Annotated in this window: 17 protein-coding genes and 1 pseudogene; 13 read left to right on the top strand and 5 right to left on the bottom strand. The window is 64.7% G+C overall.

The features are described 5' to 3' along the window. Positions 1-348 precede the first annotated feature (348 nt). From ACIBJI_RS34060 to ACIBJI_RS34070, 3 genes are read left to right on the top strand one after another with little or no spacing between them, the layout of a single operon-like run. Positions 349-1,536: a tyrosine-type recombinase/integrase gene (locus ACIBJI_RS34060; RefSeq protein WP_397087339.1), complete on the top strand. Its 1,188-nt coding sequence runs from the start codon at positions 349-351 to the stop codon at positions 1,534-1,536. Continuing rightward, positions 1,526-3,691: a tyrosine-type recombinase/integrase gene (locus ACIBJI_RS34065; RefSeq protein WP_397087341.1), complete on the top strand. Its 2,166-nt coding sequence runs from the start codon at positions 1,526-1,528 to the stop codon at positions 3,689-3,691. The genes ACIBJI_RS34060 and ACIBJI_RS34065 overlap by 11 nt, the downstream gene beginning before the upstream one ends. Further along, positions 3,688-4,122 carry a DUF6262 family protein gene (locus ACIBJI_RS34070; protein WP_397087344.1) on the top strand — a complete coding sequence of 145 codons (435 nt, stop codon included), beginning with the start codon at positions 3,688-3,690 and terminating at the stop codon, positions 4,120-4,122. Before ACIBJI_RS34065 ends, ACIBJI_RS34070 begins: the two co-directional genes overlap by 4 nt. A 96-nt stretch (positions 4,123-4,218) precedes the next feature. Here the strand turns inward: ACIBJI_RS34070 and ACIBJI_RS34075 are convergent, their stop codons facing one another. Then, entirely contained in the window at positions 4,219-5,613 is a 1,395-nt protein-coding gene (locus tag ACIBJI_RS34075; protein ID WP_397087346.1) for a hypothetical protein, read from the bottom strand. Positions 5,614-5,836: 223 nt separating this feature from the next. On the opposite strand from ACIBJI_RS34075, the gene ACIBJI_RS34080 reads away from it, so the two are divergent. Further along, positions 5,837-6,364 (top strand): bifunctional DNA primase/polymerase, encoded by a 528-nt coding sequence (locus ACIBJI_RS34080; RefSeq protein WP_397087572.1) that lies wholly within the window; start codon positions 5,837-5,839, stop codon positions 6,362-6,364. 280 nt (positions 6,365-6,644) lie between these two features. Here the strand turns inward: ACIBJI_RS34080 and ACIBJI_RS34085 are convergent, their stop codons facing one another. Continuing rightward, positions 6,645-7,325: an ester cyclase gene (locus ACIBJI_RS34085; RefSeq protein ID WP_397087348.1), complete on the bottom strand. Its 681-nt coding sequence runs from the start codon at positions 7,323-7,325 to the stop codon at positions 6,645-6,647. 292 nt (positions 7,326-7,617) lie between these two features. On the opposite strand from ACIBJI_RS34085, the gene ACIBJI_RS34090 reads away from it, so the two are divergent. The 5 genes and pseudogenes from ACIBJI_RS34090 (at position 7,618) to ACIBJI_RS34110 (ending at position 11,006) form a co-directional block, all read left to right on the top strand. Then, positions 7,618-7,926, top strand: coding sequence for a hypothetical protein (locus ACIBJI_RS34090; RefSeq protein ID WP_397087351.1), 309 nt, complete (start codon positions 7,618-7,620; stop codon positions 7,924-7,926). A 436-nt stretch (positions 7,927-8,362) separates the two neighbouring features. Continuing rightward, complete coding sequence (locus ACIBJI_RS34095) at positions 8,363-9,583, top strand: DUF4192 domain-containing protein (RefSeq protein ID WP_397087353.1); 1,221 nt, start codon at positions 8,363-8,365, stop codon at positions 9,581-9,583. Beyond that, a complete protein-coding gene (locus ACIBJI_RS34100; protein WP_397087355.1) occupies positions 9,583-9,792 on the top strand; it encodes a hypothetical protein in 210 nt (69 codons plus the stop codon). The genes ACIBJI_RS34095 and ACIBJI_RS34100 overlap by 1 nt, the downstream gene beginning before the upstream one ends. Before the next feature lie 344 nt (positions 9,793-10,136). Further along, positions 10,137-10,349 (top strand): annotated as a pseudogene (locus tag ACIBJI_RS34105) (single-stranded DNA-binding protein); the annotation flags it as partial. A 147-nt stretch (positions 10,350-10,496) separates the two neighbouring features. Beyond that, positions 10,497-11,006: a single-stranded DNA-binding protein gene (locus ACIBJI_RS34110; RefSeq protein ID WP_397087357.1), complete on the top strand. Its 510-nt coding sequence runs from the start codon at positions 10,497-10,499 to the stop codon at positions 11,004-11,006. 45 nt (positions 11,007-11,051) lie between these two features. Here ACIBJI_RS34110 and ACIBJI_RS34115 read toward each other — a convergent pair whose 3' ends face one another. Genes ACIBJI_RS34115 through ACIBJI_RS34125 form a run of 3 tightly spaced genes read right to left on the bottom strand, consistent with a single transcriptional unit; the run spans position 11,052 to position 14,828 of the window. Further along, positions 11,052-11,441 (bottom strand): DUF6262 family protein, encoded by a 390-nt coding sequence (locus ACIBJI_RS34115; protein ID WP_397087359.1) that lies wholly within the window; start codon positions 11,439-11,441, stop codon positions 11,052-11,054. Next, a complete protein-coding gene (locus ACIBJI_RS34120; protein WP_397087574.1) occupies positions 11,428-13,701 on the bottom strand; it encodes a tyrosine-type recombinase/integrase in 2,274 nt (757 codons plus the stop codon). Before ACIBJI_RS34120 ends, ACIBJI_RS34115 begins: the two co-directional genes overlap by 14 nt. A gap of 2 nt (positions 13,702-13,703) precedes the next feature. Beyond that, entirely contained in the window at positions 13,704-14,828 is a 1,125-nt protein-coding gene (locus ACIBJI_RS34125) for a tyrosine-type recombinase/integrase (RefSeq protein WP_397087361.1), read from the bottom strand. On the opposite strand from ACIBJI_RS34125, the gene ACIBJI_RS34130 reads away from it, so the two are divergent. The 4 genes from ACIBJI_RS34130 to ACIBJI_RS34145 all read left to right on the top strand — a co-directional run bounded on the left by ACIBJI_RS34130 (position 14,798) and on the right by ACIBJI_RS34145 (position 18,408). After that, entirely contained in the window at positions 14,798-15,280 is a 483-nt protein-coding gene (locus ACIBJI_RS34130; RefSeq protein WP_397087363.1) for a single-stranded DNA-binding protein, read from the top strand. The two genes, ACIBJI_RS34125 and ACIBJI_RS34130, sit on opposite strands and share 31 nt — an antisense overlap. Positions 15,281-15,385: 105 nt before the next feature. Beyond that, on the top strand, positions 15,386-15,973 hold the full coding sequence (locus ACIBJI_RS34135; RefSeq protein ID WP_327100288.1) for a hypothetical protein: 588 nt from the start codon (positions 15,386-15,388) through the stop codon (positions 15,971-15,973). A 369-nt stretch (positions 15,974-16,342) separates the two neighbouring features. Continuing rightward, on the top strand, positions 16,343-17,923 hold the full coding sequence (locus ACIBJI_RS34140) for a hypothetical protein (RefSeq protein WP_397087365.1): 1,581 nt from the start codon (positions 16,343-16,345) through the stop codon (positions 17,921-17,923). 95 nt (positions 17,924-18,018) lie between these two features. After that, positions 18,019-18,408, top strand: coding sequence for a hypothetical protein (locus tag ACIBJI_RS34145; RefSeq protein ID WP_397087367.1), 390 nt, complete (start codon positions 18,019-18,021; stop codon positions 18,406-18,408). The last annotated feature ends 419 nt before the right edge of the window (positions 18,409-18,827 follow it).

Consider the following 18,827-nt stretch of genomic DNA (forward strand, 5'->3'; position numbering starts at 1 on the left):
TTCTGATCGACCGGTGGGTTCTCGACGGGCGCGGGCGGCACGACGCTCCGGACGCATCTCACGACGAGCCGTCCTTCATGCGAACCCGAAACGTCTCAATTCGGCATTACCGCGCGTTCGACAAACCCACGCCGATCGCAGATGCCGAAGTTCACCAGCGCAGCCACGGGAATAGCGCACGGTCCAAACACATGACCCTCACCAGCGCATCAGCCACGGGCACGATGCGCTGAGCCACGACTCGCCGACCGCTCGGGGCTGACCTGGATCGCTGATCGTGATCGTTAATGTTTCGCATCAGTGTCACCGATCCTGACCAGCTGTTTCCGACAAGACGGGGAATCGCGCGTGGCGCATGCATTGGCGGTGCGGCCCTCGTCAGGGCGGCGCACCTGGATGGTGATCGACCGCTCGCACCGCACGGTCGGGCCGGTCGAGGAATGGGTGGAGGCACACCGGCACCTGTGGTCACCGAACACTGTCCGCGGGTATTGCACCGCACTCGCCCAGTGGTGGACCTTCCTCGAACAGCGTGGCGAAACCGACCGGTGGAGCGAGGCCGGGGTGGCAACCGTGACCGGGTTCTTGTCGTGGCTACGCAACGGCCGCACCGTTGAGCACAGCCTCGTCGTCCTGAAATCGAGTCCGTCGCCGCAAACTCTGGAAGCCAGGCTCGCGGCGCTGATCTCGTTCTACCGGTGGCAGCAAGCAGTTTTCGGGGTGCCAGTCGCCGGGCGGCTACTGCGCGGAGCCCCGCGCCGGATGCCGACTCGGGGGCTGCTGGCCCATCTGGCCCCGTATTCGGCGCCCCGGCCATCGTCGCTGGTGCGGGTCCGCCACCAGCGGCACCGCGATCGGCCGCCGCTGCTGCTGCCCGTTCAAATTCAGGGGATCCTCGACGGCTGCGCGGTCGCCGACGCTGCCACCGAGCAGTGGGTAGGCAACCTTCGCGACCGGTTCTTGTTCGCGCTGCTGGCCGAGACCGGGTGCCGCCTCGGTGAGGTACTGGGTCTGCGGATCAGCGACTTCGTGATGGGCCGTGGCGGCACCGCCCATATCGAGATCGTCCCTCGTGAGGACAACACCAACGGCGCTCGGGTCAAGATGATGCGCCCGCGGCGGGTCTACGTCGGCGCGGACCTGGAAAGGTTGTTCGCCGACTACGTGACTCACCTGGCTTGCCGGGCCACGGATTTGGGCTTCACCATCACCTCGGACTCGGCGCTGCTGGTCAACCTGGATCGTCCTCCGTTCCTGGCGCCGCTACGAGAGGGCACCGTCCGGGACAAGACAGCGGCGTTGCGGCGCAAGGGAATCGGCGCCGACGGGTGGACACCGCACTGGTTCCGGCACAGCCACGCCACCGCGCTGCTGCTGGCGGGCACCCCCGAGTGGGTGGTGTCACGCAGATTAGGCCACGCGCACGTGCAGACCACCCTCGATCTCTACGGCTGGGTCCGCGAAGACGAAGCACTGCGCGCCGCCGCGAACTGGCGCGCCTACACCGCCACCTGGCAGGTGAACGATGGTCGATGACCGCCCCACCGGCCTTCGGCTGGCCACCCAACTCGACCGGCTGGACCGGCTGCGCGCGGATTTGCCACCCGCCTGGCGCGGCCCGGTCATCGGACCCGATATCCCAGGCTGGTACGACGCTCCCGGCGCACACATCGACAACCTCCACCTCGCCGACCTGCCCGAACCATTGCACACCGAACTGGCGTGGATCGCTCACTGGCAGGAAATCATCGACGGCACACCGACATCGGTCCAGACCATCAACCAGTTCGCCCTCGCCTACCGCCGGGCCACCTCTGAAGGCCGCGACTTGCCCACCTCTATCCTCGATATCGACTGGCAAGCCGCCGAAGCACTGCTCGGCCGGTACTACGCCACCCGCTGGAAACGGCTCATGCCCGTAGCCTGCCGCGGCAGGCTACGGGGTTTGTTCCGGATCCCACGCCTGGCCTTGATCGTGGCCTGCCACGACGGACACTGGTGGGAACTCGATACCTGGCTTCCCCGCTGCGACCCGCGCATCCCGATCGGTGCCCGCGAACCTCACGCCGGGCGGATCACGCCGGGAAACCTCACCCAGCCCTGGCTGCGCGCCGCCGTGAAATGGCACCTGGGCACCCAACTCGAAGCTGGTGTGCTGCGCTGGGGGACCATCTGCCAGGCCCGCCAACTGACCCGGTTCGACCGATGGATCACCAGCACCTTCAACGATCCGCGCGAAGTGCTCACCGACCCCGCATCGGCATCGGCCCACGCCGCCGCGTTCCGCCGCTGGGCCGCGGATCCGATGAACCGCATCAACCGGACCAACGAGAGGCACCGATCCGGCAAACCCGTTCATCCCCGGCAGGTCAACGACGATCTGAGGGCGATCGCCGAACTATTCGACTTCGTCGCCACCAACACCGGCGAAGCCCGCACCGTCCTGGCTGCCTCACCTTGGCCGACGATCACCGTGCCCCACGCTGACTCCTGGCGCCGCCAGGTCAGCCGCATCCGGCACACCACTCAACTCAACGACGACCACTACGTCGATGATCATGCACTCGCCCAGATCATCGCGGCACTGCCGCTGCTCGGTCTGCCCCGCGGCGAACACATGCCCATAACCCGTGGGGACGGCACCACGATAACTGCGGAGGGATACGGTGATCCGCAGGTCATGCGGATGATCCTGCTGCAGATCCTCACCGGCCGCCGCTCCAGCGAAATCCGGCTCTGCGAATTCGACTGCCTCACACCAGCATCCACCGCAGCAACCGACTCCGTCGACGGCGCCGGACTCAGCCGGCTCCGCTACGCCCAAAGCAAGATCGACATCGCCCCGGACACCATCCTCGTCGACGACGAGGTCGCCGCCGTCATCGACGACCAGCAACAATGGGTCCGCGACCGGTTCCCCGGTGTCGCGCTGCCCTACCTGTTCACTCAGCGGTTCAGCAATCTGGCCGGCGCAAAACCGTATGCGTCCACCACCTACAACCGGATATTGAACAAATTCACCGACATAGTGCAGATCAGCGACAGCAAGGGCAGACACGTCCGCCTGGGCCACACCCACCGATTCCGGCACACCAAACTGACCCGCCTGGCCGAACTCGGGCTCCCCATCAAGGTCCTGCAGCGCTACGCCGGACACGCAACCCCGACCATGTCGATGCACTACATCGCCCAACGCGAAGAGCACGCCGAACAGGCGTTTCTGGCCACCGCCAAGTTCAAAGCCGACGGCACCCAGATCAGCTTCTCCCGCGAAGACCACGACGGCATGCGCCTGTTCGACCGCGCCGACCGCATCCTCCCGCACGGGTGGTGCCTGCTACCGCCCCTGCAGACCTGCGACAAGGGCAACGCTTGCTTGACCTGCTCGGTCTTCGTCACTGACCACAGCCACCAGGCCACGCTGCAGCAGCAACTCACCGATACCAGCGCACTCATCGACCGCACAGTTGCGGCGTTCGAGCAGCGCCACGGCAAGCCCATGCCCGCCGATAACGTCTGGCTCGCCCAACGCCGCGCCGAGCAGGCAGCCCTGACGCAGTTGCTCGCCAAGATTCCGCACCAACCCGGGCACGCGATCGAAGGCGGCGGATGCGCCGCAGCCCCGGCAACCAGACGTGGCCCAGCCCGCATCGAACTCGACCTCACCCGCCATCGCCGGACACAACCATGACCAGCTCCCGAGACCACCGCGTCGAGGTGCTAACCACAGCCGCGAAAGCCAAGTCCCAGAACAAGACCCACGCTGCCGAGCAAGCGATCCGGAAACTGATCAAACGCCACGAACCGATCACCTTCCAAGCCGTAGGACGCGAAGCCGGCGTCTCCCACACCTTCCTCTACAACCATCCCGAACTCCGCAGCCGCATCCAAGACTTGCGCGTCAACTCCCAGCCCTTCCGAGAAGCCCCCGCCCCCGCCCCGGCCCCGGACTCCGAAAGCTCTCTCGTTCTTGCCCTCACCCACCAGATCAAGCAGTTGAAACAGCAGCATCGCCACCAGGTCAACGAACTACGCAACGCACTCGCACAAGCACACGGCGAGAACCTCGACCTCCGCCGTGAACTAATCCGTCGCGGTTGGACCGATCAACACCATTCATAATGCATACCCCCAGCACACCGGCATGCAACCAGATCCGAATCGTCACCGCCGGAGCAGCCTCGAGTGCAACGGTCCAACCAGGCGACAAGACGAAGCTCAAACTCCTCTGTTTGCCACGTCTTGCAGCCTTTGAAAAATATACTTGTAGTCGTCGATCCATTTAGAATTCTCAGTGTGCCTCGCGAAGGCAACGCCGGTTCCCGACCAATTACTGGGCGCCTCATCCATATAAACGAGGTGCTTTTCGTCATAGATGCTGAAGTCCTTCCTGAATTTCCGGTTCAGGCCGTCCAGCGGGCACAGTAGCACTTTGATCCCGTTGGATTCCATCTCCTCTCTGACCTCCCGGATGACATGGTGGTCGTAGTTCGTCTCTGCAACGATGAATATACGGGTGATTTCCACTTTTCGTTTCTTAGCCTTGTAATTTTCGCCGATCCACTCCTTGAAGACCTTATCCCGAAGACGCATGATTGCAGGATCGTCGTCGCATAGATGCGTTACTTGCAAACAGCGATTTGTTTTCTGCACAAGCCCGATCATGGCCCGACAGATGCTATCAGCACCTACAAGAGGAACCCCTCGGTTTGCCATGTCATGGATTTCGTCTTGATGGTCCTTTTTCCTGTCAACAATATAGTCGACCTGCTCTCGGCTTACAATCTCGACCGGAGGGTAGCCGACGCCAGAATCGCCTATTTGACTGAGCTGTGAGCGTACCGCTTTTTCGAAGATCTTGGCCGATCCACCACTCAAATGGAGCCCGAATAGCGTATCGCCGTCGACGTTGGCATAGTTCATCAGCACCTCCGTTTCGTCTGTGCGCTGATTCTTGCCCATGACGAACGAACCCCATTCGAAGCCATATATATGGTAGAGCCCTATCGGGTCGGACTGCACTTCTGGGAGCAACTTGATCAATTCCGCAACTTTGCCACCTGTGTGAGTGTTAAGCGGGCGGTAGATCGCCAATCTATTTTCCCGCACCGCTGTCAGATTATTGTTACCCTCTCGACATATCCGATCCACCTCCCTCGCGTAGTCGACAGGCACTTCGCCCACTAGAACCACAGAATCGAAATTTGCGCACATCCTCTTAAATTTCGTTCTGAATACACCCAACTCGGAGTAGCTCTCGACGCCCGAAGTCAGCTCGATTTTAGCTGACAGTTGCCTGAGTTTATCGCCCACCAGTTTGTGATGAATTCTTTCGTCCTGAGCCATCTCGTCGATCCTCTTGTCGTTCTCAACAAATCCCTCCAAGAGGAGGTAGATTGCGAAGAACACCACGAGGTCGAGCGTGATAGCAAGAGCTTCATGGGGCACTATCTCCAGAAATCCGAATGCATGTGCGACATGGATAAATATCGCGCAAATAAGAACTACAACGAAAATCCTAGCCGTCCACTTCGTGCGAACTTTTCTAAAGGATTCGAGAATGCGCGCGACTTGCTGCTGCCCAGCCGCTCCATGCACCTCGCCCCTGCCCATCTCCATAGCCTACCTCCCATACGAAACGCCCGAATCCGCCCGTTTGAGATCGTCACCTAAGTCTGACATGCGGAGCCGGAGATTGGCAGATTTGGGGCACTGAGAATTATTCGGCGTCATTATCGAAGTCCTCGGCCCGCTCTCCGCGCTGATGCGATAGCAATAGCAACCACGAACAGCACAAACACGAGGTGATATCGGCTAAACCGACGATAACAGCCGGCTGGCACCTGTACTACCGTGCCCCGAACGAGCCGATATTGCGGTGCACGGTGGCACGATCGGCGACGGTATCGATTCCCGCGGGCACGGCGGCTACATCGTCGCCCCCGGATCCCGTACGCCCCACGGGGATTACACCGTGGCCGAGAACCGGCCGGTCGCCGATCTTCCCGGCATGCTGATCGCTCTACTCCTGCCGCCTCCGCCACCGACCGGTGGTTGGCGCAGGTCGGTAGCGGTCGCGCCGGATTCGTATCTAGCGGCAATCCTGGCCAGTGAAGCCGAGCGAGTCGCCCACGCGCGGGTGCACCTGCGCAACCACATCCTGTTCCGATCCGCGCTGGTCCTCGGGCGGCTCGTGGCCGCCGACGAAGTCAGCGAAAACGACGCCCGCACCGTCCTCACCGACGCCGCCGCAGCCCACATCGGCGTCGAGGGATTCACCGCCGCCGAAGCCCACCGCACCGTCAGCAACGGATTCCGCTACAGCCACGCACGCCCCCGACGAATTAGGAGGAATTGCATCTGATGCAACATAGCGCAGCTTTCTGGAACTGCCGTATCCCCTGCTCGTTGCGTGCTCGATGCCGAACTGCCGGCCACCGGAATCCTGTTCGTCCTGGCCAGTTTCGGTGATGCATCAAAGTTGCATCTGATACAACAGGGCGCGTGACTTCCGAGGCCCCCCGGTTCGGCACGCTGAAATAGGAACCAACTGGGTCTGCGCGGGCAGCCATACCCCACCGGCTCCAGACTTGGCCACCGAACACTCGATATGCGGCATGCTCGGGTGTTCCGACCGTCGCCGACTACCCCCGAACCAGCGGCAAACTCGCAATCACACTCTGCACATACGGAGCGATCCGTAATGCCACGCCCTGACGATTCGGGATCAGTGCAAGCTGCTCGGCGACTTGCAGAGGGTCATACAGGCTTCGCAGTGACGCCACCTTGCCATCGCGGAACCGATAGAAATCGCAGCCCTCGAAATCAAACCGTCGATGCGTCGGGGCGAACGACTTCCGTTGTCCCGGCGGACCCCAGGCCAACGGCCCACTGAAATGCCCGAATGTCCGCCATGGCACGACCAGGGTCTCCCCATCCATGCCCAGGCAGAACGGGCCGGTCGCGACGAACGCGCAGTCGGGAAACGCTATGAACGTCTCCACCATCACCTGCCGAAACGCCTCACGGCCCTGCACGAACCGGCCCAGATTCAGCGGGTCCTCCTGCACGAAATCGTCGGTCACCCACTCCGCCAACACATCCGGGTCATGGTTCTGGTAACCCTGCAGAACCCACGCCCGCGCCCACTCCCGCACCAGCTCGGCCTGCCGAGCCCACAGCGGCGCCAACTCTCCCAACCGCTGCTCGAAGCCAACTCCGTACTCCTCGAAGTACTCCTCGGCCTGCGCATTCGACTCGGCGAACGACAGTGGCGGTGGGCCACCGGGCAAACCCAAACCGCTGTTCCGCGCGTACTTGCTCATTCCGGGCAGCCTCCATCCCGGCGCGACACTGCGCCGATTTCCAGACAGTCCGAACCCTTCCGTGTTATTGGCATGTTGTCAACAGGACAGGATGGAGCCGCCGAAGGGTCCTGCCGACGTCACTTTCACCGAGACAAGCCGCCTTCAACATCCGCTCGCCGACGCCACAACCACGCCGACGGCGAAGCCGGAGTTCACCAGGGCAGCCACAGCAATAGCGCACGGTCCAAATACATGACCTTCACCGGTGGCTGCGCAACTAACCCCCTGCCATCGGATCAGGAGCCCCATCGTGCACGAGTACTACGTCCGCTGGGAGATCGACGTCAGCGCTGACGAACCGCTCTCGGCCGCGTTCGCGGCGTTCGACATCTATCGTGCGCCCGACTCGACAACCACTGTTTTCGACGTCATCGAACCCGACGGCGACACCTACCGCGTCGACCTCGACGATGACCCGATCACAGCACACCTGATCAGGAAACGCCCGCACCAAGGACCGGTGGCGCGGCGTCTGGCCCCGATACCGCCCGCGCGGGCGCGCCGCTGGGCTACCGCCTGCTGCACTGCGGTGTCCACCGTCCTGCAGCAGTACGGCTGATCACCCGAATCCCGCCACACCTCGAACTCGTCCACGTCCAGGTAGGCGGGGCGGCGGGCCCGCACGATGAACCCTCTGCGGTCGTCGTCGATCGTGATCGCCTCACCCTCGGCGCGGCAAGGTCCGATGCCCTCCCTCGCCATGACCGGGCTTCCCACCTCCACCGGGCATCGCCTGAGCGGGAACGACTTTCACTCCACAGCAACGCCCATTCCGCCTGGATGGGTGAGGGCTGCCTGCTGATCCTCACCACCGGTCGAGCCACACCCACCGGGCGCGTGCACCCCTGATCCGCCCCGCCAGGAGGCCACTGCGCCCCTGCCTCGGCATCGACCCAACCGATCGCATTCCTCGAACCGAGAGGCCGGGCCCGACACGGCCAACCCCCTGCGAATCGCACCTACCACCGACATCATTCCGAAGGAGACGAAAACCCATGCCCGACAACACCGACGACGCCGAGTGGCCAGCCAGCACCGATACGCACTCCGCCACCGGCCAGACCGACGAGGACCACACGGCCGCGGACAGATTGCATGTCGATGATCCCGGGCAATTGATTGTCGCAGTGCCCGCGATGGTCGGGTTCGTACCACAGCGGTCCCTGGTAGTCGCTGTCCTGCGGGATGCACCGAATCCGGGCCACAGTCCGATCATCGACGCGGTGCTGCGCTTCGATCTGCAACCCGACGGCGGCCCTCGGCGTGGCCTGGCCGCGGCATACGCACAGCCAGTGGCGCAGATCTGTGCCACAGAGGGGGCCTCGCAGGTGCTCGCGGTAATCGTCGATGATCGGGTGCGCGAACCACGTCGCACCCGCAGACACGGCGCGGTGAGTACCGGGCCGTGGGCCGCGCTCATCGCCGCGTTCGCGCGGCGGCTCGCACAGCAGGAGGTGTTCCTCGAGGGCGCGTGGGCCGTACGCGCGATCGAGGCGCAGCAGCGGTGGTGGAGCCTGCTGGAGGCGAATCGTCGTGGGGTACTGCCGGACCCGGCCGCATCGATGGTCACCTTGGCGCACGTGCTCAACGGACGCCCGATCCGCGGCGACCGCTCGGAGCTGACCGATCTGGTAACCCCCGATGGCGAACTGGTCCAGCAGGTGACGGCTCATCTCGACAGCGCCCACGCTCTCGTGCACGAACGCTACGAGACGGCGGTCCGGCGTGGTGATCCCGACGGATATCACCGGCGCGCACTCGAACTCGTGTTGTGGCAGATCGCCGACACCGACTCCGGTGGGGCGCTCACCGCCCCGGCATGCGCAGAACTGGCCGCGGCACTGCGCGATCGGACCGTGCGCGACTCGCTGTTCGCCCTAGCCGTCGGCGAGCACGCCGCCGCCGCGGAAAACCTGTGGGCCACACTGACGCGAGCATTGCCGGGCAGCGACCGTGCCGATGCCGCAACACTTCTCGCCTACAGCGCCTACCTCCGCGGCGACGGCCCCCTCGCGGGCGTCGCCCTCCAGGCCGCCCTCGACGCCGACCCCACACACTCCATGGCGACCCTGCTGGCGACAGCGCTACACACCGGGATGCGCCCTGACATCCTGCGCCGGTTGGCCTGTCGCGGTCTGGGGATCGCCGCCGACCTCGGCATCGACCTCGGCACCGATCCGATGAGCGGTGCGGCTCCAGACCACACCGCACTGTAGTGATCGGTAGCGCCGCCGAGCTCGTGGCGTGGATCCGCGCGAACCTGCCCGCGCTGGATGAGGACCGGTTCGAACCCTGGCACACCGGATCCCCGGCACCCGGCGCGCACACAGCGCGTATCGAGGTGCGCATTCACACACCTGCAGCCCGTGACCGCGTCACCAGCATCACTCTCACCGCCGCACCCGTCGGCGACCTTCCCTCCTGATCACCGCCGTCGACGCCACGACCCGCACACATCCCTGACCCCCACACCGTGCGCCGTGGTCGCACACCACATCCCCCGCGAATAGTGAAGGAGCACCCCCATGGCCGGAGACACCGTCATCACCGTGATAGGCAATCTGACAGCAAATCCGGAACTTCGTTTCACCCCGGTTTCCCGTGGGTTCGCGAATTCCGAAGTGGCTGTTGCCCGGAACTGAAGCATGTGCTGCCTTCTACAAGGCTATCTGACCCGTGAGTTCGGGAACCTACGTGTGTCCCTCAAATCCCCTGCTGCCCTATGCAACTGGGACGAACACTGTCCACTACAATTTTTGGAGGATCATCATGGCTGGTGACACGGTCATTACTGTCAAGGGGAATCTGACAGCCGCGCCAGAGCTGAGATTCACGCCCGCAGGAGTCGCGGTGGCCAGTTTCACCGTCGCGTCGACACCGCGGTATCGCGATCCCAACACCAGCGAGTGGAAGGATGCCGACGCATTGTTCTTGCGCTGCAACGTGTGGCGAGAGGCAGCGGAGAATGCCGCCGAGTGCTTGATTATGTGGATCTCGAAAATGAAAATGGCTGTCTACCAGCAGTTTTCCGACGTGGACATGTCTATTTCGAGCACTTCCGGAGCGATTGCGATTCCCGCGCATTGACCGGTCAGCAGATCAATCACTTATCTGAGGAAGGGGTTCGTCATGGCTGGTGACACGGTCATCACAGTTCAAGGGAATCTGACATCGGATCCGGAGCTTCGATTCACGCCGCAAGGCAAGCCGGTTGCGTCGTTCACGGTGGCCTCGACGCCGCGCCGGTTCGACCGTCAAACCAACACGTGGGTGGATGGCGAGGCATTGTTTCTGCGGTGCAGCGCCTGGAATGCTCTGGGCGAGCATGTCGCGGAAAGCCTCACGCGGGGCGCGAAAGTCGTGGTTGTCGGGCGGTTGGTGCAGCGCTCGTATGAAACCCAGCAGGGTGAGAAACGCACTGTGGTCGAGGTGCAGACCGAGGACGTTGCTGCGTCGTTGATGTTCGCGACCGCAAAGGTCAACCGGGTCAACAGAAACGGCAGTGGGAGTGCGAACAACGGCTTCGGTAGCAGCACCGCCGGTGATGATCCGTGGGGTTCTGCTGCTTCCGCGGAGACCGCGTTCGCGAGCGCTGCCGCCGGGGGCTTCGGTGCTAGCGGGGAGGATGCGCCGTTCTGATCCTCTCGGGGGCTCCGGCCGCGAGGCGCGGCCGGAGGCCTGGGATCAATGCGGCTGGGCGTTGCGCAGGGCCCGGATTTCGCCGTATGCGGTTTCGAGTTGGGCGGTCAGCTGGGTGACTTGCGTGCGTAGCTGTTTGCTGCGTTCGTTGGCTGCTGCTAACCGGGTCTGCAACGATTCCACTGTCGCTGAGGTCGACCTCACCTGGCCGGTAGCCGGTTTCCGTTGTTGCAGAGCGGATATCGCGTCGACGAGGTCGGATTGTGTGTAGATCCAGGATCGTGAAACGCCTGCGGTCTTGGCGATCCCAGCGACGGTGATGCGGCCCGCGCCGCGGGCCGCTGCGGTGATCGCGGCTTCGGCTCGCCTGCGTGCGTCCGCGCTGCGCTGTTGGGTGGCTTCGAGCAGGAACCGTGTGTTGTCAGCCGGCGGCATCGAGTTCTTCGACCTTTCCTCCGGCCACGATCTGGCCGTCGTGGGCGGATTCGAGTGCGCCGATGATGGTGTCGAGTTTGATCAGGGTGCGAGTGTTCTTCTCCGCGACCCGCTTGTGCCCGGCGGCTTCGGCATCGTCGATCATGCGTGCGGTGTCCTCGCGCTGGCGACGGTGCTGGCCGAGGAATTCGGTGGTGGTGATGAAGAATCGGCAGTCCAGACATGGATTGGCGTATTCGCAATCGGTTTGGACCGGGGCGCCGCAATATCCGTTCGGCAACGTCACTTTCGCCCGGACCATGCTCAGTTTCGCCCAGGCCGCATCGGCGAGTGGGTGATCGGCGGTGATCGTGGCGGGTTCGCCGGCGGCGTTGATCTTCACCGCCGTGAGCCAGTGCTCACGCAATGTTTCGTTGTGCAAACGAGCGTAAATCGCGGTCATGGCCGGAGACATGTGATCGAGCAGCGCTTGGACGATCGGTTGCGGAACGTCGGCATTGATGAGCCTGGTCCCGACGGTGTGCCGGAATTGGTGGAACGTGACCCGGATCGGCCGGTCGTGCTCGTCGGTGAGGTCCAGTTGCCCGAGCCAGCGATCCAGCTGTCCGCGCAGTCTGGTGCTGCTGGCGTAGCGGCTGCCGTCGATGTTGCCGTTGATCGCCGGGAACAACCACGGCGATCCTGCGGGGAACCGGTCGAGCACTGCCCGTTGCTGCGCAGTGATCTTCTCGGCCAGTTCTTCCGAGAGCGGGAAGAACGCCGGGCGGTCGGCCATCTTGCGGTTGAGCCAGGCCAGGTAGGGGTTGGCGTCGCCGTCGCGGACGATGCAGTCGAACGGCAGGGTGCGCGCGTCCTTGAGCCGCAGCCCGCAGCGGATCAGGATCTCCACGATCAGGCTCCCGTCAGGGGAGGGGAACAGTGCCAGCGCCTGTGGCGTCTCCATTTGCCGGATCACCTGCTCCGGGATAAACCTCGGCTTGGCGTGGGACCGTGTGGGCATGTCGTCGTAGATGAACGCGTTGCGCGGCAGTCCCGGTTGCCAGTCGTGCCGGTGAGCGTCTTTCAGTAGTGCACTGATCGAGGCGATCACCGCGCCGCGACTACTCGCGTCCGGCAGCTTGGTCTGCAAGTCGGCCAGCCACCCTTCCAGACGCATCCTGGTCAGCTGGTCCGGCCCGGTGTCCGATCCCACCGCGTGGCTGAGGTATTCCGACAACCGGACACAGCCGCGGACATTGATCGCGACGGTGGACGGGCTGAGCTCGCGGCTCAGCCGCCACCGGCACCATCGCTTGGTCAGCTCTCTCAACCAGGGCTGGGTGATGTCGCCGAAGCGGAGGTAGCGAACGTCGCTGGTGTTCAGACCAACGTGTTTGAGATCCCATGTGTCGCACGGATATTGGTCGGCCCAGGGGTCTGCGTCGATGAGCAGCGCTCGTAGCTCGAACCGGGTGTCCTTGATGAAAGCCAGCGACAACGTGTCGTAGTTGGCCTCCCTCGGCAAGCAGAACGCCTTCCATTCCTCGTCGTCCCAGTCCAGCAGGCTGTGCACCCCCGCCGAGCGGATCCACCCGGCCGCCTTGGTCACCACCCGCGGCGCGGTGTGCTGATGGCCCAGTTCGTGTCGGCGTTGCAGTCCGTATCCGATCTCCAACCGCACCAGCCCGCCCAGATCATGCAGCTTCACGTGCGGGTTGCGCTGCTGTTCGACGTGGACGAACCACTCAGCCAACGGCATTCGCCCGGCGTAGCACCAGGTTTGGTGATGCGCGCGACATAACCGTCTGCTGGGTCCATCGCTCCAGCGGGCGCAACCAGGGAATTCGCAATCGGTCTCGACCGACCCGCGGGGCGGGTGGTAGAGAGTGCGCGCCAGCCAGCCCTCCAGGTCCGGGCGGCCGTAGTGCATCCACGCGCTGGCATGACGATGACACAAACCGTGCGACTTCTGGGCCCGATTGCACTCACGCACCCCGCACCCCGGCACGGTCCGCCGCTGCGTTGTCGCGATCTCCTCGGCCGCGGCCCACTCATCCATATCCGGCCGCCCGGCTCCCCTCCACCGCTGATAGTGCCCCTGACACAACCGCCGTGACGCATAGCTCAGCGCGATGCCGCACGAGTCGATGCGGCAGGTGTCCTGGACGAAGACCCGACTGTCGGTGGGCGGGTAGAACACCTCGCCGCGGAACATCGGATCGACGGTCTGCATCAACCGCTCCAGCAACCCCGACGTCGTTGTCTGCACCTCGTGCGGCATGGTCAAGGTTGTTCAGTTCCTTCCGGCAGAATTCCCGCAGCGACGAGGGCGTGGCGATGGTCTTCGACCGTCAAATGCGAGTACGTCATCTCGGTCGTCTGCGAACTCGAGTGACCGAGCAATGCTGCGACGATCTCGATGCGGACCCCGGCCCGCAACAGTCGAGTCGCGTAGGTGTGCCGGGCCAGGTGAGGCGCGAAGAACCCGACACCCGAGCGCAGCCGCAGCCGCTCGACCAGCTTGTGGACATTCGCCTCGGTCATCGGCGCGCCCACCGGTGGCCGGAACAGGTTCACGAACACGAAATCGCTGTCGAGACAGCCGTATTCGACCTCCATGTACTCCGCATACAGGTCGAACAGCTCGGTGGCGGCAGGAACGACACGGGGCTTGAGCCGTTTCACCCGCGCGTGATTGGCGTTGTCCTCCCGCGGCACCACATGGACCTCACCGGTCCGCAGCCGCAGATCCGAATGCCGTAACCCCAACGTCTCTCCCAACCGCAGCCCGGTCTCGAACCACAACAGCAGCAGAAAACGGTCCCGCAACCGCGCGCACGCATCCATCAGCGCGGTCTGCTGCTCGACGGTCACCGTCCGGGCAGGCTTGCGATGCGCATGCAGCCGGATCGGGCTGTAGGAATCAGTATTCGGCCCACCCCGGCGGGTATGCGCCAGCAACGGCACATACCCGCCCGTCGCCCGCGGGCCGACCAACTCGCCCAGCAGCGCAGGCACCGAATCGTCTCGACGCGAATGAAACCGGTAGAACGATGCCACCGCGGAACGCTTGCGCACCAACGTCGTCCGCGTCACAGCCACCGGGCTTCCCGGCAGCACGAACACCCCGGGCTGCCGAGTCAGCTTCGGACGCTGCAACCACGAGAAGAACTCCGACAACTGCTCCAGGCTCAGGCTCCGGAAATCCCACCCCCGCTGATCCAGCCAGGTGAACAGATCCCGCAGATCGTAGGCGTAACCCTGCACCGTGTTCGGAGCCATACCCACCGCCACTAGATGCGACAAGAACTCCTCGATCGGCCACACCGGCACACCGCCAGCGTCGACCACCGTGAACGAACGCCGCCCCGAATCCAGTGACCGCAACCGCTGCACCCGAAGCGGCACCGGCCACCCTCCTCCACAACGACACAACACGACGAGGTGTCTGTGTAGCAGGAACTACCGACCAAATACAAACCGTACGGACGTTATGGACACTCGCAAACGAGGTCTACTTAAGCTTGACCAGGGGCTCGCGCGTGATTGTGACTGGCCGTCTGAAGCAGCGCCGCTGGCAGACCCCAGACGGCCAGAACCGCACCGTCGTTGAGCTCGAAGTAGACGAGCTCGGCCCGTCATTGCGCTTTGCCACGGCGAAAGTCAACCGCGTCAAACGGGGGACCAACGGCGACAACGGTTTCGGGCGCTCGACCGCTCGCCCGAAATCCGATGACTGGTCCGGCGAACTGGTCGGCGCAGCAGCCACCAGTCGCACCGGCGGGACCGACGATCCGTGGGCGGTGAACGGCGCGGGCTCCTTCGGCGGCGGCACCGGCAACGACGACCCCCAGTTCTGACCTACCTGCTCACCATACGGTGCCCGGCGGTAGCCGCCGGGCACCGTGTCGTCCGCCGAAGCGAATCCCGCTCTATCCATTCCACTTTCGTGATCAGGAGCCGATGTGACTACCTCCTCTGCCTCCCGCACCGCGATCGCGGTGACCCCGTTGCTATCCGATATCGCTGCCCTCGCCGAGCTGATCGACACCGAACCGTATCGGGCGCGCCTGGAGTTCCGCCAAGCGCTCAACGACGTCACTGCCGAAGACTGGGCGTTTCTCGGACTCATCCACCGAGCCTTCGCCCACAGCCCGAAAACGGCACTGGCACGGGTGGTCTCGATCGCACGCGCCCGCATCGGCGCGCCCGAGGTCGAAACCGGTGAGATCACCGACGGTGATACCGGCCTGTACGCGACCGCTGACGCCGTCGAGGTACCGATGGAAGTCGAACTCGCTCGGTGGACGCGGACCTCGGTCCGTGATCTCGCCGACGACCTTCGCCTGCACGCGATCCCGACCACAGCGACCGATGCGGCACGGACCGCGCCCGAGGCGATAGCGCGCCGCCGCGCCCGCCACACGCCCCGACCTATCGGGACCGTGATGCTGCGCCACCGCGCCCGCGACGAACGCAGCGCCGCACGCCGCCGCCGCGGCGAAGCAGACGCCGATGCCTACTTCGCGGACCGTCCGCTGTTGGTGGCCTGACCCCGGTCTCACGAAGGAAGAACACAAGAGGGTCAGGTGGGGTGTCCGGGGTGTTCGTCTGGTCGAGCGCCCCGCCTGACTGAAGGGCTACCAGGGTGGCGTCCGCCGCGCCTGCGTGCCCGCGCCCGTGCGTGCACGAATTTCCCTCCGGCGCGACGCCCAGCGGTTCGGGTGTGGGTTGGGTTGTGTGCGCGGGAAATTCGCGCCCACCCAATTTTGGCGCGTTCCCTCCGCCGCGTCGCACGCCACGCTGGTCGATCGCCCTTCAGGCGGGTCACCCGACCAGCCGCCCACCCCTCGTGTTGCGAAAAAGCGCACGCGATCTCCCGGGGTGGGTTTCCTTTTTCCTCGCGAGACAGGACATTCGTCATGCCCAGTGCTTTCCTCGATGCTCTGTTCCACCTGGACCGGCTCTTCCACGTCGAGAGCCCGCGCCTCGCGCGCGAGATGTTCCCCGATGCGCTCGCTCTCGCCACACCGGCCGAGCGTGCGTTCCTCGACGAGCTCACCGACACCTTCACCCGCTACCCCTTCCAGACCGCGCACAAGCGGCTCGACGCGATGTGGAAGACAGCCGACCCCGAACGCCGGGAGCTGATCAACCGCTGCGCCCCCGACACCGAACCCGGCCTGCACACCCGGCAGCTGCCCGAGATCGTCGAAGTCTCCTACACCGCCGCCGAACTCCCGCCGATGCCGGTACGTGACCGCTACCGGCCGCTGATCACCCACCGCGTCCCGTCGCGAGCCACCGACGCCGCCCGCCTCGCCCCCGACAAGGTCGCCGCGCGCACCCAAGCCCGCCCGATCTCGACGCCGAGTCTTCCCAGGGATCACCGTGCCCACCTGCTGCCGTATGCGATCGCGACCGAGGCAATGGTCACCGGGTACGTGACCGGCAGCATGTTCACCGACGGCACCACCATCGCCGACCCCGACGCCGCACCCGAACCACCGCAGCGCCCGATCGAGGTTGCGGTGCCCGATCCCGACTCGGAGGAGGAACGGGAGAAGCGCCAGCGCCGTCGCTATGCCCGCGACCACGCCGAAGCCACGCAGCTGTGGGACCGCGTCTACCTCAACTATGTTGCGGGCCAGTACGACACCGAGCACCGCGCCGCCTGGACTGCCCGCCGCGACCGCGACGGCGACCACACCGACCAGACGTTGGACGAACGCACCAGCGACTACTTCGACAGCCACGACGACACCACACCGCGGGGTCGGCGCTCGCGCCGACGCGGCCAGCCCGCTGCGCCGCGGCGCAGCAGCCGGATCACCGAGGACGAGGCGAAGGCATTCGCCGATGCCCGCACCGGGTTGCGGGTGCGTGACGACGCACGACCGCAGATCCCCAACCAGGGCAACGGCCTGGACTACGACGACGCCGCGATGGTCCCGATCATGGGATGGCGATGCGTGTCCTGCTTCATCGAACGCCCCATGACCGACCAGCGCCCCATCCACACCCGCGACGGACAGCTGGTCTCCGATGACGGGCTCTGCGATCACTGCCGCGCCAACGCACGACCCGGGATCGCCCCGCTGCCCGAGACCTTCACTATCGAGGACTTCGTGGTCTCGCGTTGTGAATTCCTCGCCGCCACCTACCCCGCCGCCGCGCACGCCCTGATCGTCGAAGTCTGGCACCGGGCCGCACCACACCCGATCTGCCGCCACATCACCCGCTTCCTCGCCACCCACCCCGAGCTCACCCCCAACCCGGCCAAGCCACTCCAACGCGCCACCGAGGTTGCCGCCACCGAGGGAGCACCGCGTCCCCGCGCCACCGTGTGCAACCGGCGGGCGAAGTTGGGAGCCGATCAGCGCCACGGCCGCTGCGACCGCTGCGACCACAACACCGTCATCCACACCGACGGCTACTGCCTCACCTGCCGCATCGACCTCGGCCTCACCCCCGCGCGCCCCCGTCAGACGCAGGCGGCCTGACCCGACATCCGCTGTCTCCCCTTGATCGCCGGTCCGCCGTAGCTGCCTCGCACCCACGGCGGACCGGTCCACCACCCCAACCTTCAGGAGCCCACGTGATGCACCGCCCCGCGACCGGGCTACGCCGCCTCACCCGAATGTTGCACCGCGCGTTCACACAACAGCGCCGCACCGTCACCGTGCGCGTGTTCCTCAACCACGCCCCGCACTCCTTGCTCCACGGCTACACCCCCGCCGCGCCGCTGGTCCTCGCCTACGAGTACGCCATCTCGACCGAAGGTCCCGCGGCTGACGCGGTGATCCTTGAACGCGCCTTCGCCGCGTTCAACGGCCACCCCGAGCACCCCGACGACCACACCCACGCCGACGCGTGGGCGACGAAGCCGTTGCGGTCGCTGTCGGTCGGCGACGTCGTCGCCATCGACGACCGCCACTACGCCTGCGAGTCCACCGGGTGGACGCGCATCACCGCACCACTCACCTGAGCGCTCGCACCGCCGACGGCCAAGGGCCGGGACCGCGCATACGGACCCCGCCCCACTCACCAGCACCCTCCCGACCACCACGTCTCCCTCACTCTTCACCCCACCACTTCTCCACACATCACCCTCATCCACCCACCCGCATACCTCACCTCCTCTACACTTCTTCTTCTACTACCCACCTACTCCCCTCTCTTTATCTCTTTCTCCCAACCAGACCTCTTGCATCGAGGACACGAACCGGGACTATCGCCTGAAACGCGACAACGTCGCGGTCTCCCAGGCGGACTATCAGGAACTGCCACCGCGCGACACTCTTGCACCGACTTCAAGATTGTTGACGCATCATTTATAGTTCCCCAGCGCCCACAGCTGTCACAATTTTATAACGACCAGGGGTTTTGTTTGATTTGCCGATAATT

The sequence above is a fragment of the Nocardia sp. NPDC050408 genome (assembly GCF_044458905.1).
GTDB lineage: Bacteria > Actinomycetota > Actinomycetes > Mycobacteriales > Mycobacteriaceae > Nocardia.

Coding starts and splice junctions, on each gene's coding strand:
- ACIBJI_RS34120 (WP_397087574.1), bottom strand. CDS start 13,701: ATGCCGCACGAGGTGCAGACAACGACGTCGGGGTTGCTGGAGCGGTTG.
- ACIBJI_RS34140 (WP_397087365.1), top strand. CDS start 16,343: ATGCCCAGTGCTTTCCTCGATGCTCTGTTCCACCTGGACCGGCTCTTC.
- ACIBJI_RS34085 (WP_397087348.1), bottom strand. CDS start 7,325: ATGAGCAAGTACGCGCGGAACAGCGGTTTGGGTTTGCCCGGTGGCCCA.
- ACIBJI_RS34075 (WP_397087346.1), bottom strand. CDS start 5,613: ATGGGCAGGGGCGAGGTGCATGGAGCGGCTGGGCAGCAGCAAGTCGCG.
- ACIBJI_RS34110 (WP_397087357.1), top strand. CDS start 10,497: ATGGCTGGTGACACGGTCATCACAGTTCAAGGGAATCTGACATCGGAT.
- ACIBJI_RS34095 (WP_397087353.1), top strand. CDS start 8,363: ATGCCCGACAACACCGACGACGCCGAGTGGCCAGCCAGCACCGATACG.
- ACIBJI_RS34065 (WP_397087341.1), top strand. CDS start 1,526: ATGGTCGATGACCGCCCCACCGGCCTTCGGCTGGCCACCCAACTCGAC.
- ACIBJI_RS34070 (WP_397087344.1), top strand. CDS start 3,688: ATGACCAGCTCCCGAGACCACCGCGTCGAGGTGCTAACCACAGCCGCG.
- ACIBJI_RS34115 (WP_397087359.1), bottom strand. CDS start 11,441: ATGCCGCCGGCTGACAACACACGGTTCCTGCTCGAAGCCACCCAACAG.